This window comes from Xanthomonas sp. NCPPB 1325, assembly GCF_041477645.2.
Lineage (GTDB): Bacteria > Pseudomonadota > Gammaproteobacteria > Xanthomonadales > Xanthomonadaceae > Xanthomonas > Xanthomonas cannabis.
Map to the genome: position 1 here is coordinate 432,835 of NZ_CM192985.1, position 12,921 is coordinate 445,755.

The window sequence follows — 12,921 nt, forward strand, 5'->3', positions numbered from 1 at the left end:
GCCCCGGGGTCGTGCCATGGTCGAAATCGTTTCGCTGAACCATGCGGTGTCGCAGCTGATCGCCGATGGCGACTGCGTGGCGATGGAAGGCTTCACCCATCTGATCCCGCACGCGGCCGGGCACGAGGTGATCCGCCAGCGCAAGCGCGACCTGCGGTTGGTGCGCATGACGCCGGACCTGATCTACGACCAGCTGATCGGCGCAGGCTGCGCATCGGCATTGCGGTTTTCCTGGGGTGGCAATCCAGGCGTGGGCTCGCTGCACCGGCTGCGCGATGCGGTCGAGCATGCCTGGCCGCAGCCATTGCACCTGCGCGAGCACAGCCACGCCGACATGGCCAACGCGTATGTCGCCGGCGCCTCGGGGCTGCCGTTTGCGGTGCTGCGCGGGTACGTGGGCTCGGACCTGCCGCGTGTCAACGACAGCATCAAGTTCCTGCGATGCCCGTACACCGGCGAAACGTTGGCCGCGACGCCGGCAGTGAACCCGGATGTCACCGTGATCCATGCCCAGCAGGCCGACCGCCGCGGCAACGCGCTGCTGTGGGGCATCCTGGGCGTGCAGAAGGAAGCCGCGCTGGCCGCGCGCAAGGTGATCGTGACGGTGGAAGAGATCGTCGACACCCTGGAGGCGCCGCCCAATGCCTGCATCCTGCCGCGCTGGGTGGTGGACGCGGTCTGCCACGTGCCCGGCGGCGCGGCACCGTCCTACGCGCACGGCTACTACGCGCGCGACAACCGGTTCTATCTGGGCTGGGACGCGATCGCACGCGACCGTGCCCGCTTCCAGGCCTGGATCCAGACCCACATTCTCGATACCGAGGACTTCGCCGCCTTCCAGCGTGTGTATGCGCACGCGCAGCAGCAGGTGGCCGCATGAGCGACTACACCACCAACGAGATGATGACTGTGGCGGCTGCGCGCCGCCTGCCGGATGGGGCGGTGTGTTTCGTCGGCATCGGCCTGCCGTCCACCGCGGCCAATCTGGCCCGGCTCACGCATGCGCCGGATGTCACCCTGATCTACGAATCCGGCCCCATCGGCGCCCGCCCGGATGTGCTGCCGTTGTCGATCGGCGACGGCGAGCTGGCCGAGACCGCCGACACCGTGGTGTCCACGCCGGAGATCTTTCGCTACTGGCTGCAGGGTGGCCGCGTGGACGTGGGCTTTCTGGGCGCGGCGCAGATCGATCGCCACGCCAACCTCAACACCACGGTGATCGGCGATTACGCCGCGCCCAGGACGCGCCTGCCCGGCGCCGGCGGCGCGCCGGAGATCGCGGCCAGTGCCAGGCAGGTGTTCATCATCATGCGGCAATCCAGGCGCAGCTTCGTGGCGGCGCTGGACTTCATCACCACGGTCGGGCATCTGGACGGTGGCGATGCACGTGCCCGTGCCGGCCTGCCCGGCGCCGGCCCCACCGTGGTCGTCACCGACCTGTGCGTGATGGAGCCCGATCCGGTGACCCGCGAACTCACCGTCACCTCGTTGCACCCGGGCATTGCGCCCGAGCAGGTCAGCGCCGCCACCGGCTGGCCGATCCGCTTTGCCGCCGATTTGGTGCAGACCAGCCCGCCCAGCGCAGACGAACTGCAGGCATTGCGCGCGCTGCAGGCACGCACCGACGCCGCGCATGGCACCCAATCGGCCGGAGCCGACGCATGAGCGAGGTCTATCTGATCGATGGCATCCGCACGCCGATCGGCCGCTACGGCGGTGCGCTGTCCAGCGTGCGTGCCGACGACCTGGGCGCGGTGCCGATCGCCGCGTTGCTGGCGCGCCAGCCGCAGCTGGACCCGGCCGCCATCGACGACGTCTACCTGGGCTGCGCCAACCAGGCCGGCGAAGACAACCGCAATGTCGCGCGCATGAGCCTGTTGCTGGCGGGGCTGCCGAGTTCGGTGCCGGGCTGCACCCTCAATCGGCTGTGCGGCTCGGGGCTGGAGGCGGTCGGCACCGCGGCACGCGGCATCCGCGCGCAGGAGCTGGGCCTGGCCATTGCCGGCGGCGTCGAATCGATGTCGCGTGCGCCCTGGGTCATGGGCAAGGCAGAAAGCGCGTTCGCGCGCACCCAGCAGCTGGAAGACACCACCATGGGCTGGCGCTTCATCAACCCGCGCCTGCAGGCGGCCTACGGCACCGAGCTGATGGGCGAAACCGCCGAAAACGTGGCGCAACGCTATGCCATCGCACGCGCGGACCAGGACGCCTTCGCCCTGCGCAGCCAGCAACGCGCGGCGGCGGCGCAGGCGGCCGGGTTCTTCGATGGCGAGATCACCTCGGTGCCGGTGGCTGCGCGCAAGGGCGGCGAGGCCAGCACCGTCGAATACGACGAAGCGCCGCGGCCGAACACCACCGCCGAGATGCTGGCCAAGCTCAAGCCGGTGTTCCGCCAGCCCGGCAGCGTGACTGCCGGCAATGCCTCGGGCATCAACGATGGTGCGGCCGCCTTGCTGCTGGCCTCCGCGCAGGCCGTGCAGACCCATCGGCTGACGCCGCGCGCCCGCGTGCTGGGCTTTGCGTCGGCAGGCGTGGAGCCGGCGTACATGGGCATCGGCCCGGTGCCGGCCACCCAGCGCCTGCTCGCCCGCCTGAACCTGCAGATCGACCACTTCGATGCGATCGAGTTCAACGAAGCCTTCGCTGCGCAGGCACTGGCCTGCACGCGGGCATTCGGGCTGGACGACGATGCGGCACGGGTCAACGCCAATGGCGGCGCCATCGCCCTGGGCCATCCGCTCGGCATGAGCGGTGCGCGGCTGGCGCTTACCCTGCTGCGGCAGCTGGAGGCCAGCAACGGGCGGCTCGGCCTGGCCAGCATGTGCATCGGGGTGGGGCAGGGCGTTGCCCTGGCCATCGAGCGTCTCTAGGCCATCGATGGCAACCGACCGCGCCACACCGCACACCTACACCGCTTGAACGCGCCGCACCGCGGCCGACGGAGATCTCACGATGCGCGATGCCACCCCTGAGACGCCACCCGCCGATCCGCTGCTCGGCTACCGCCGCACCCGTCCGGGCACCCAGCCGGCCTACCTGCATCCGGCCTATGCCTCCACGGCCCTGCGTGGCCCGCTGCAGGCACCGATCGAGATTCCGGCCACGCTGTCGGAAGTCACCGGCCCGCGCATGGACCGCCTCACTCTGGGAGAGCATGCCGCCGATCTCACCGCAGGATTCGATGGCCAGCCGCTGGGCGAGCGCATCATCGTGTCCGGCCGCGTCCTGGACGAAAACGGCAAGCCGGTGCGCAACAGCGTGGTGGAAGTCTGGCAATGCAATGCCGCCGGCCGCTACCAGCACGAAGGCGATCGCCACGACGCGCCGCTGGACCCCAACTTCCGCGGCACCGGCCAGGTACTGACCGACGATCACGGCCGCTATGCATTCAAGACCATCAAGCCGGGCGCGTATCCGTGGCGCAACCACTACAACGCCTGGCGGCCGGCGCACATCCATTTTTCGTTGCATGGCGACGGCATCGGGCAGCGCCTGATCACCCAGATGTATTTTCCCGGCGACCCGCTGCTGGCGCACGACCCCATCTACAACTGCGTCGACGATGCGCAGGCACGCGAGCGCATGGTGTCCCGTTTCGACTGGGAAAACGCCATCAGCGAATACGCGCTGGCCTACCGTTTCGACATCGTGCTGCGCGGTCGCAAACAAACGGTCTGGGAGTAAGCCGATGAGCCTGCACGCCACCCCGTCGCAAACCGTGGGCCCGTACTACCGGCTCGGGCTGGAGCCGCTGTATCGCGACCAGCTTGCACCCGGGCACGTCGCCGGCACGCCCGTGCAGATCAGCGGTAGCGTCTTCGATGGCGCCGGCGTTCCGGTCGCCGACGCGGTGCTGGAGCTGTGGCAAGCCGATGCCGCCGGCATCTACGCGCATGCCGCCGATGCCCGTCATGCGGCGCACGCCCCCGACTTCGACGGCTGGGGTCGCGTGCCCACCGACGCGCAGGGGCGTTTTGCATTCACCACCATCAAGCCGGGCGCCGTGGCCGGGCCGGATGGCCGCCAGCAGGCCGCGCACCTGACCGTCCTGGTGTTCATGCGCGGCTTGCTGCGTGGCGCCTCGACACGGTTGTACTTCGCCGACGACCCGCAGCTGGGCACTGATCCCATCCTGGCCCTGGTGCCGGCGCAACGGCGTGCCAGCCTGCTCGCCCAGCCGCGCGGCGGCGGTGCCTACGCCTGGGACATCCATATGCAGGGCGATGCGGAAACCGTGTTCTTCCGTTACTGACGCGCCCGCTGCCTGCGCGATGTCGTCGGTGCGATGGCGGGATGCCGGCGGTTCGCCGGGTGGTGCTTGCCCAGCACGGTGCCTGCGTGAACGGCATGCACGTCGTCACTTGCGTGCACCGCCTTCGCCAGCACGCGCAGAAGCGCCCGGCGGCGCGCGCATCAACACAGCGGCGCGCTGCATCACCGGTGTCGCTACCGGCGGCGGCGCGGCTCGCATTGCCCTAACGTCTAGTTGGCACCCCCCTGCTTCGGTGCCATGCTGCCGTCACGCCAAGAGAGGCAATGCATGAGCGCGATGTCGTTGCTGTTGGGATCCTTGTTTGGCGAGCCGGCGTGCGATGCCTTGTTCAATGATGCGGCGCGCGTGCAGGCCATGCTCCACTTCGAGTCCGCGCTGGCGCGCGCGCAGGCGCAGTGCGGTGTGATTCCTGCCGACGCGGCCGCGTCCATCGCAGCCGCCTGCGATGTGCAGCACTACGACATCGCCACCCTGGCGCAGGCCACCGCGCTGGCCGGCAACCCCGCCATTCCATTGGTCAAGGCGTTGACCGCGCGCGTCGCCATGCAGGATGCCGCCGCCGCGCGCTGGGTGCACTGGGGCGCCACCAGCCAGGACGTCATCGATACCGGCATGGTGTTGCAACTGCGCGCCGCGCTCGATCTGCTGCTGCCGCGCCTGCAGGGCCTGTGTGGCGACCTGGCTGCACTGGCTGCCCGCGAGCGCGACACCGGCCTGCCCGGGCGCACCTTGTTGCAGCAGGCGGTGCCGGTGACCTTCGGGCTCAAGGTGGCCGGCTGGCTGGATGCGCTGCAGCGCGCGCAGCAACGCCTGCAGGCATTGCAGGACGATGCGCTGGTGCTGCAGTTCGGCGGCGCCGCCGGTACCCTGGCCTCGCTGCAGCAGCGCGGGCTGGACGTGGCCCAGGCGCTGGCTGCCACGCTGGCGCTGCCGCTGCCGGCCTTGCCATGGCACACCGCGCGCGACCGCATCGTCGAGGTCGGCTGCGCGTTCGCCCTGCTGGCCGGCACGCTCGGCAAGATCGGTGGCGATGTGGTGCTGCTGATGCAGTCGGAAGTCGGCGAAGCCTTCGAGCCGTCTGCTGCCGGGAAGGGTGGCTCGTCGGCGATGCCGCACAAGCGCAACCCGGTCTCCAGCGTGGCAGCGGTGGCCGCCGCCACGCGCGTGCCCGGGCTGGTGGCCACCTTGTTCAGCGCGATGGCGCAGCCGCACGAGCGCGCGGCCGGGCAATGGCATGCCGAATGGGACACCGTGCCGCAGATCGTCTGCCTTACCGCCGGCAGCCTAGCGCAGATGCAGGCCTGCCTGCGCGACCTGGAGCTGGACCGCGCGCGCATGCGGGCGCATCTGGACAGCCATGGCGGCGTGCTCTACGCCGAGGCGGCGGTGTTCGCGCTGGCCCCGCAGCTGGGCAAGCCGCAGGCCCACGCGCTGGTCGAACAGGCGGTGGCGCGCGCGCAGGCGCAGCAGCGGCATCTGCGCGAGGTGCTGGGCGAGGACACACAGGTGAGCGCGGTGCTCACGCACGCGCAACTGCAGGCGGTGTTCGATAGCGACAGCTGGCGCGGCATGTCCTCGGTCTGGATCGATCGCGTGCTGGCCGGTTCTTCTTCCCGCTGACGGTGCTCCGATGGCTTATCTCCAGTTGCCCACCCATCGCCTGCACTACCGCCTGGACGGTACCGAAGGACGCCCCTGGCTCACCTTCTGCAATTCGCTCGGCACCGACCTGCACATGTGGGACGTGCAGATCGACGCCTTCGCCCCGCACTACCGCATCCTGCGCTACGACCGCCGCGGCCACGGGTATTCGGACACGCCCGCCGGCCCGTACAGCGTGGCCGACCTGGGCCAGGACGTGCTGGCGCTATGGGACGCGCTGGGGATCGAGCGCAGCGACTTCTGCGGCCTGTCCATCGGTGGCCTCATCGGGCAGTGGCTGGGCCTGCACGCGGCGCAGCGGCTGCGGCGGCTGGTGCTCTGCGCCACCGCGCAGAAGATCGGCAACACCGCCACCTGGGAAACCCGCATCGAGCAGGTGCGCAGCGAAGGCCTGCCGATGCTGATCGATGCCACCTTGCAGCGCTGGTTCACGCCGGGCTTCGCCCTCAGCCATGCGCAGCGTTTGGACATGATCGCCGCCGCGTTCGTGTCCACCTCGCCGGCAGGCTACATCGCCTGTTGCCAGGCGGTGGCCGAGGCGGATTTTCGCGGCGCGCTGGACGGGCTCACCCTGCCGCTGCTGGCCCTGGCCGGCGACGACGACCCGGTTTGCCCGCCGCCGAATCTGCGCGAGATCGCCTACGCCGCGCCCGATGGTCATTACGCCCAGGTGCCCGGGCGACACATCTGCAACCTGGAATCGCCGGCTGCGTTCAATGACGCGGTGCTGGGCTTTCTCCAGGCCGATTGATCCTTCCCCCAACGAGGCCCCTCATGCACGAAGACGAGCGTTACCAGGCCGGCTTGCGCGAACGCCGACGCGTCCTGGGCGATGCCCATGTCGACCGCTCGCTGGCCGCACGCACCGAGCTGACCAGCGAGTTCCAGGACCTGATCACCCGCTACGCCTGGGGCACCATCTGGACCCGCGACGGCCTGCCTGCGCATACCCGCTCGCTGATCACCCTGTCGATGATGGTCGCACTGGGCCACGACGAAGAATTCAAGCTGCACGTGCGCGCGGCGCGCAACAATGGCGTCACGCCCGAGCAGATCAAGGAAGTACTGCTGCAGGCGGCCATCTACTGCGGCGTGCCGGCGGCCAACCACGCCTTTGCGCTGGCAACGCCCATCCTGCAGGAACAGGCTGCCGAGCGCTGAGGTGCGGCATCACCGCCTTGCGCACCCCCCGCGCTGCCTGCCGATGTCAGCGCGCCCATCACGAGACATAGCATGACGTTCCGACCCGCCTGCCTGTTCCTGCTCCTGCTGGTCTCGCTGGCCGCGCCTGCCCAACCGCAGCCAGGACCGGGCACCGGCTGACCCAGGTGCGCGCCGACGATGGTCAGTCACTGGCCGTGTGGTCGCGCGTGCCCGCGCAGCCGCGTGGCACGGTGCTGCTGGTGCATGGCCGCACCTGGAGTGCGCTGCCCAATTTCGACCTGCAGGTGCCGGGCGAAGCGCCCGATGCGCGCTCGGTGCTTGCCGCGCTGGCGCAGGCGGGGTTCGCGGCCTATGCGGTGGATCTGCGTGGCTATGGCGGCAGTGCGCGCGACCGCAGCGGCTGGAACACGCCCACGCGCGCGGTGGACGACGTGCAGCAGGTCCTGGCCTGGATCGCCCGGCAGCATCCGGAGCTGCCGCCGCCGGCGCTGATCGGGTATTCCAACGGCGCGCGGGTGGCGCTGCTGCTTGGCCAGCAGCAACCGCAGGCGGTGTCGGCGCTGGTGCTGTATGGCTTCCCGGACGATGTCGATGCGCCAGCGGCCGCCACGCCGTCGCCGGCCCGGCCGCTGCGGGAACCCACCACCGCTGCCGCAGCCGGCGAAGATTTCATTACCGCCGGCGCCGCGCCGGCCCGCGTGCGGGACGCCTACGTTGCGCAGGCGCTGGCCGCCGACCCGGTCCGTACCGATTGGCGGGCGATGGAGCAGTTCGCGTTCCGGCCCGAGCAGGTGAGCAGCTTGCCGGTGTTGCTGCTGCGTGGCGTCGACGACCCCATCGCCACGCAGGCCGACAATGCGCATGTCTACGCGCGCCTGCGCAGCGCAGATCGCAGCTGGGTCACCTTGCCGCATGCCGATCATGTGGCGCATGTCGAAGACAGCCACGCGGCCTGGGTGGATGCGGTGGTGGGCTTCCTGCGCCGGCCGCGATGAGCCTGCGTGCGGGGCAGCGGTCCTGCGTGCGCACCGGCCATGTGCAACGTCACCGGCTTGCAGCGCCTGCGCCGGCACACCACCGGCTGTCTTCAGCTCAGCAACGCACCCAGCCGCTGCGCGGCCTGTTTCAGCGGGTCCACCCATTGCGTCTGCATGGTCTGCAGGCTGACACGCCCGGCCTGGGCGCCGATGTTGAGCGCGGCGATCACCTCGCCACGCAGATTGCGCACCGGCACCGCGATCGAGCGCAGACCGATCTCCAGCTCCTGGTCGGTCAGGCACATGCCTTCGCGGCGCGCGCGCGCCAGCACCTCGAGCAGGGCCGAGGCCTGGGTCACCGTGCGATCGGTGCGCGGGCGCAGCGTGGTGCGTTCCAGGTAGGCCTGCAAGGTGTCGCCGGGCAGGGCCGCCAGCAGCACCCGCCCCATCGAGGTGCAATACGCCGGCAACCGGGTGCCCGGGCGCAGCCCGATCGACATGATGCGCACCGTTTCCGCGCGTGCCACGTACAGCAGATCGTCGCCATCCAGCACGCCCAGCGAGCAGGATTCGTGCAACTGGTCGCGCAGCGCGTCCAGCACCGGCTGCGCTGCGGCGGTCATCGACGACGAGGCCGCATACGCACCGCCGATCCCCAGCACGCGCGGCAACAGGACGTAGCCACGGCCCTGCTCGCCGACATAGCCCAGCCTGGCCAGTGTGTGCAGCACACGCCGCACCGCCGCGCGCGAGATGCCGGTCTCCAGGCTGATCTGCGACATGGTCACTTCGCGCGCGTGCTGGGCGAACACGCTCAGCACCACCAGCCCGCGCCCCAGCGAGGTCATGAAGTCCGGGTCGCCCTGGGCAGCGGCGATCTGCTGCATCAACTCGTGCGGCAGACCGCGCTCGCTACCGGCCGCGGCCACGGCGGCGGGGCGTTTGCGGCGGCTGGTGGCAGGCTCGGGCATTGGGTCGCGTACGTGACAGGTCCTGTGCATGGTAAGCGCTTGCGCCAATGCATGCCCTCGGTCGCAGTGTGCGCGCCGGCATGTAAGCGCTTCACCCTGCTTGCCGCATAATCGGTGCTGACTTGTTTCGGATCGGTCCCCTTCGTCCATGAAAACCCCCACGGGCCTGCAGCCGCTGATCGACGACGGTGTCATCGACGAAGTGTTGCGGCCACTGAAGAGCGGCAAGGAAGCATCCGTCTATGTGGTCAGCGCCGGCGACGACATCCTGTGCGCCAAGGTCTACAAGGACATGGCCCAGCGCAGCTTTCAGGCACGCGTGCAATACCAGGAGGGCCGCAAGGTGCGCGGCAGCCGTCAGGCACGCGCGATGGGCAAGGCCACCAAGTTCGGCCGCAAGGAAGCCGAGACTGCCTGGAAGAACACCGAAGCCGATGCGCTCTACCAGCTGGTGGATGCCGGCGTGCACGTGCCCAAGCCGCGCGGTTACTTCCACGGCGTGCTGCTGATGGACCTGGTCACCGACGACGCCGGCCACAGCGCACCACGCCTGGGCGAAGTGGAGCTGGAGCCGGAACAGGCACGCGCCTTCCATGCCAGCCTGATCGGCGATGTGGTCAAGATGCTGTCGCTGGGCCTGGTGCATGGCGATCTGTCCGAATACAACGTGCTGGTCTCGCCCGATGGCCCGGTGGTGATCGATTTCCCGCAGGTGGTCAGTGCCGCGGGCAACAACGCCGCGCGCGACATGCTGCTGCGCGACGTGCACAACCTGCGCGATTGCCTGGGCCGCTTTGCGCCGGAGTTGCTGGACACCCACTACGGCGAGGAGATGTGGGCGCTGTTCGAGAAGGGCGAGTTGCGCCCGGACAGCGTGCTCACCGGCCGCTTCAAGTTCGACACCAAGCGCGCCGACGTGCGCGCCATCCGCGCCTCGATCGAAGACGCACGCCAGGAAAACCTGATCCGCCAGCAGGGCCGCGAAGCCGCTGCCGAAGACGACTGAGCACCCTGCTCAGGCGTCTGAGCATCCTGCATCTTGGGCGGTAGGCGGCCTTGCCGGATCGGGCAGGGTGGTGCCCAACTGCAGCTGTCTGTACGCGTCGCACCTGCACCGCAGTGCGTTTGGCCACTCCGGTGGATCTGCAGGTACCGCCGAAGCGGGCGTTTGGCGCATCGTTGCAGACCGCACCCGCAGCGCACCGTTGCCGTCACTGCCGCTGTATCAGTGACGGCAACGCATCGGTGTTCGGTGCATGCCCGCCATGCCGAACAGATTCTGTCCGGCCGCGGATTCGCAGACGTCGCGTGCATCGCGCAGGGGCGCGATGCGATGCAGCAAACACCGTCATGCGAGCGGCCAGGCCGCGGTGAGAGCCCTCGTAAACAGCGGCGTTGGCGGGCGCCCGGACTGTTCCGCATGCTTGGTTATGCAAATGAATGGTGATGGCTCATAACAATCTGGCAAGCTCCGCACATCGTCCGCGCATGATGGAGTCGCCATGTCCTTCGATCCAGATGTCGTCCGCCTGTTTGCACAATTGCAGCAGAGCGGCGCGCCGCCGATGGAGGCGCTGCCGTTGCCGGAGGCGCGCGCCATGATGCGTGGCATGAGCGCGCAGCTCGGCTTTCCGGTGCTGCCGATGCAGGTACGCGACCTGCGCGCCGCCACTGCCGCCGGCGACGTGCCGCTGCGCCTGTACCGGCCGCCCGGCCTGAGCGACGATCCGGCGCCGACCTGTCTGTTCGTGCACGGCGGTGGCGGGGTGGTGGGCGACCTGGAGTCGCACGACGATGTATGCCGGCAGTTGGCGGCGTGTGCCGGTTGTCAGGTGCTGGCGGTGGATTACCGCCTCGCCCCGGAACACCCGGCTCCGGCGGGCGTGGAAGATGTCATCGCCACCTTGCACTGGTTGGCGGCGCATCCGCAGCAGGTAGGTGCGGATGTGCGGCGGCTGGCGGTGGCCGGCGACAGCATGGGCGGCGCCATGGCCGCCGTCGTGGCACTGGTCGCACGCGATGCCGGCATTGCCCTGCGCTGCCAGTTGCTGCTCTACCCGCTGACCGATGCGCGCGAAGGCAGCGCAGAGCATGCCTCACGCTCGACCAATGCCGACATTCCGCCATTGACTCGCGAGGCGGTGCGACTCTTCAACCAGCACCTCTTCAAGGATCCGGCAGTCATGCACGACTGGCGGATTTCGCCATTGCTGGCACCTGAGGTGGCAGGCGTTGCACCGGCGCTGATCGTGCTGGCCGAGCTGGACATCCTGCATGACGAGGGCGCGCGCTATGCCGACCGCCTGCGTGCGGCCGGCGTGGAGGTGACGGTCCATCGCTTCCCCGGCATGATCCACGGCTTCATCACCATGGGTGGCGTCATCCAGGCGGCCGAGACCACCGTGGAGCTCTGTGCCCAGACGCTGCGCAAACAGCTGTTGCCGGAATAAAGGCAGCTGATGAAACATCTGCGCTTGCCGGCATGCACAGCGCGCGCGTCGCGGCGCGCTGCTGCATCGGCCACGACGCGTCAGAAGTTGAAACGGAAGGTTGTCATCAGCACGTGGTTCTCGCGGTCCACTGCCGATGTGTTGACGAACTGGTTCAGATAGCCCACGTCCACGTTGGCGATGGCGTTGAATTTCCAGTTGATGCCAACGAATACACGGTTCTGGTCGATGCCGCGCCGTGCACCCCATTGCGTCTGATCGAGGTTGACGAACAACTCGTTGAACAGCACCCAGGACAGCTGCGGACTGAAACCGCTCGGGCGCGTGGCGCGGATCATCTGCCGCACGCGGTAGCCCTCATCGCTGAAGTCTTCGCGATGGCGCTGTTCCAGACGGGTGCGGCTGGTAATGGTGATGTCGGCAATCGGGTCGAACTGGTATTGAAATTGCCCCCACCAACGATTTTCGCGATTGGACGGCTGGCCTGCCGGGTGGCTGATGATGGTGTCGTACCCCATCCAGACGCTGGCCTTGGGATTGAGCCGATAAAACACGGCCGGGCGCAGGATCAACTGGTCGAACTGCTCGCCTTCCTCGCGCCAGCGCGGATGGACATCCATGCTCCAGTACAGGTTTTCAACCGGTAACTTGCCCTGCGCGTAGATACTCAGCCAATACCGGCCGTCTTCTTCCGTATTGGCGTGGGCCGAACTAACCGTGGCCAGCATCACCAGCAGCACAGGGCAGGCGATGCGGAACGTCGCGGTGATTAACGTGCTAAATGCGTTCATTTAGTTAAAATGTGTCGTCGTTGGCAAATCATAGCAATATCTTTTCTGTTTCCATGGACCGTCTGGTCGGCTGATACCCCCGTGTTTCGCTTGCTTCTTCGTTATTCGGGATAGTCCATCGCATTGCCAGATATGACACCGGTATGCCGGTCTGTGAGCTGCCGTCGGCGCGCGGAGACAAGGGCCGTTTCATGCCTTGATCCGTGTTCGATGCTGCATGACGGCCGTCAATCCGTAGATGACGGCGGTCGTGCAACACATTGCAGTAGATAAACCAATCGCGTGGCGATGTGACGCGTCAGGCGTCCCACCAACGTCCCCGCAGCCAACGCACGCTGATGCGGAAGCCCGTTGTCAGGCATGCCGAGGCATGTGGGTTACTGCGCGTATGGCTGCCGCGGACTGGTTGATGTGCATGCGTGCGGGTGCGACACCCGGCAGCCGGCTCCACACCCATCAGGTGCGGAAGAGGCACGGCAGACGCAGCATTTGCTCGCCGGCCGCTCAGGTTATGCAGGGCCTGCTCACCATCCGTCCCTCAGGCGTCATGCCCTCCGCTCGTGGGCGGATCTTCACTGCCGCTCGGCGCCCCGCACGTTTGCCTGGGAACTCCAGCAATCGCTGCCACCGTCA

General features: G+C 68.4%; 12 protein-coding genes and 1 pseudogene. 11 read left to right on the forward strand and 2 right to left on the reverse strand.

Going from position 1 to position 12,921, the window contains the following annotated elements; all coding sequences use genetic code 11:
- The first annotated feature begins 16 nt into the window (after positions 1-16).
- The 9 genes and pseudogenes from ACCQ10_RS01855 (at position 17) to ACCQ10_RS01895 (ending at position 8,094) form a co-directional block, all read left to right on the forward strand.
- Positions 17-880 (forward strand): CoA transferase subunit A, encoded by an 864-nt coding sequence (locus ACCQ10_RS01855; RefSeq protein ID WP_372362020.1) that lies wholly within the window; start codon positions 17-19, stop codon positions 878-880.
- Complete coding sequence (locus ACCQ10_RS01860; protein WP_039408733.1) at positions 877-1,665, forward strand: CoA-transferase subunit beta; 789 nt, start codon at positions 877-879, stop codon at positions 1,663-1,665. The genes ACCQ10_RS01855 and ACCQ10_RS01860 overlap by 4 nt, the downstream gene beginning before the upstream one ends.
- Positions 1,662-2,870 (forward strand): 3-oxoadipyl-CoA thiolase, encoded by a 1,209-nt coding sequence (gene pcaF, locus ACCQ10_RS01865; protein ID WP_104579357.1) that lies wholly within the window; start codon positions 1,662-1,664, stop codon positions 2,868-2,870. The genes ACCQ10_RS01860 and pcaF overlap by 4 nt, the downstream gene beginning before the upstream one ends.
- An 82-nt stretch (positions 2,871-2,952) precedes the next feature.
- The gene (gene pcaH / locus ACCQ10_RS01870; protein WP_372362021.1) at positions 2,953-3,684 is read left to right on the forward strand and encodes a protocatechuate 3,4-dioxygenase subunit beta; all 732 of its coding nucleotides are present in this window, start codon (positions 2,953-2,955) and stop codon (positions 3,682-3,684) included.
- Between the two features lie 4 nt (positions 3,685-3,688).
- Entirely contained in the window at positions 3,689-4,252 is a 564-nt protein-coding gene (gene pcaG / locus ACCQ10_RS01875) for a protocatechuate 3,4-dioxygenase subunit alpha (RefSeq protein ID WP_372362022.1), read from the forward strand.
- 288 nt (positions 4,253-4,540) lie between these two features.
- Positions 4,541-5,893, forward strand: a complete 1,353-nt coding sequence (locus tag ACCQ10_RS01880; protein WP_372362023.1) for a 3-carboxy-cis,cis-muconate cycloisomerase — start codon at positions 4,541-4,543, stop codon at positions 5,891-5,893.
- Positions 5,894-5,903: 10 nt separating this feature from the next.
- Positions 5,904-6,686 (forward strand): 3-oxoadipate enol-lactonase, encoded by a 783-nt coding sequence (gene pcaD / locus ACCQ10_RS01885; protein WP_372362024.1) that lies wholly within the window; start codon positions 5,904-5,906, stop codon positions 6,684-6,686.
- 23 nt (positions 6,687-6,709) lie between these two features.
- Complete coding sequence (gene pcaC, locus ACCQ10_RS01890) at positions 6,710-7,096, forward strand: 4-carboxymuconolactone decarboxylase (RefSeq protein WP_039408723.1); 387 nt, start codon at positions 6,710-6,712, stop codon at positions 7,094-7,096.
- A 72-nt stretch (positions 7,097-7,168) separates the two neighbouring features.
- Positions 7,169-8,094: pseudogene (locus ACCQ10_RS01895) on the forward strand (alpha/beta hydrolase).
- Between the two features lie 92 nt (positions 8,095-8,186).
- Here the strand turns inward: ACCQ10_RS01895 and ACCQ10_RS01900 are convergent.
- Positions 8,187-9,047 carry an IclR family transcriptional regulator domain-containing protein gene (locus tag ACCQ10_RS01900; RefSeq protein ID WP_372362025.1) on the reverse strand — a complete coding sequence of 287 codons (861 nt, stop codon included), beginning with the start codon at positions 9,045-9,047 and terminating at the stop codon, positions 8,187-8,189.
- Positions 9,048-9,195: 148 nt separating this feature from the next.
- Here ACCQ10_RS01900 and ACCQ10_RS01905 point away from each other — a divergent pair, with 148 nt between their 5' ends.
- Together ACCQ10_RS01905 and ACCQ10_RS01910 are read left to right on the forward strand one after the other, a co-directional pair.
- Positions 9,196-10,053: a PA4780 family RIO1-like protein kinase gene (locus tag ACCQ10_RS01905; protein WP_349776688.1), complete on the forward strand. Its 858-nt coding sequence runs from the start codon at positions 9,196-9,198 to the stop codon at positions 10,051-10,053.
- A 496-nt stretch (positions 10,054-10,549) separates the two neighbouring features.
- Positions 10,550-11,497, forward strand: coding sequence for an alpha/beta hydrolase (locus tag ACCQ10_RS01910; protein WP_372362026.1), 948 nt, complete (start codon positions 10,550-10,552; stop codon positions 11,495-11,497).
- An 80-nt stretch (positions 11,498-11,577) separates the two neighbouring features.
- Here the strand turns inward: ACCQ10_RS01910 and ACCQ10_RS01915 are convergent, their stop codons facing one another.
- Positions 11,578-12,288, reverse strand: coding sequence for a DUF2490 domain-containing protein (locus tag ACCQ10_RS01915; protein WP_104579353.1), 711 nt, complete (start codon positions 12,286-12,288; stop codon positions 11,578-11,580).
- Positions 12,289-12,921 lie beyond the last annotated feature (633 nt).

Excerpts from the sequence above, each read along its gene's own strand:
- ACCQ10_RS01855 (WP_372362020.1), top strand. The coding sequence starts at position 17 with ATGGTCGAAATCGTTTCGCTGAACCATGCGGTGTCGCAGCTGATCGCC.
- pcaG (WP_372362022.1), top strand. The coding sequence starts at position 3,689 with ATGAGCCTGCACGCCACCCCGTCGCAAACCGTGGGCCCGTACTACCGG.
- ACCQ10_RS01910 (WP_372362026.1), top strand. The coding sequence starts at position 10,550 with ATGTCCTTCGATCCAGATGTCGTCCGCCTGTTTGCACAATTGCAGCAG.
- pcaC (WP_039408723.1), top strand. The coding sequence starts at position 6,710 with ATGCACGAAGACGAGCGTTACCAGGCCGGCTTGCGCGAACGCCGACGC.
- pcaF (WP_104579357.1), top strand. The coding sequence starts at position 1,662 with ATGAGCGAGGTCTATCTGATCGATGGCATCCGCACGCCGATCGGCCGC.
- ACCQ10_RS01900 (WP_372362025.1), bottom strand. The coding sequence starts at position 9,047 with ATGCCCGAGCCTGCCACCAGCCGCCGCAAACGCCCCGCCGCCGTGGCC.
- pcaH (WP_372362021.1), top strand. The coding sequence starts at position 2,953 with ATGCGCGATGCCACCCCTGAGACGCCACCCGCCGATCCGCTGCTCGGC.
- ACCQ10_RS01905 (WP_349776688.1), top strand. The coding sequence starts at position 9,196 with ATGAAAACCCCCACGGGCCTGCAGCCGCTGATCGACGACGGTGTCATC.
- ACCQ10_RS01880 (WP_372362023.1), top strand. The coding sequence starts at position 4,541 with ATGAGCGCGATGTCGTTGCTGTTGGGATCCTTGTTTGGCGAGCCGGCG.
- pcaD (WP_372362024.1), top strand. The coding sequence starts at position 5,904 with ATGGCTTATCTCCAGTTGCCCACCCATCGCCTGCACTACCGCCTGGAC.
- ACCQ10_RS01860 (WP_039408733.1), top strand. The coding sequence starts at position 877 with ATGAGCGACTACACCACCAACGAGATGATGACTGTGGCGGCTGCGCGC.
- ACCQ10_RS01915 (WP_104579353.1), bottom strand. The coding sequence starts at position 12,288 with ATGAACGCATTTAGCACGTTAATCACCGCGACGTTCCGCATCGCCTGC.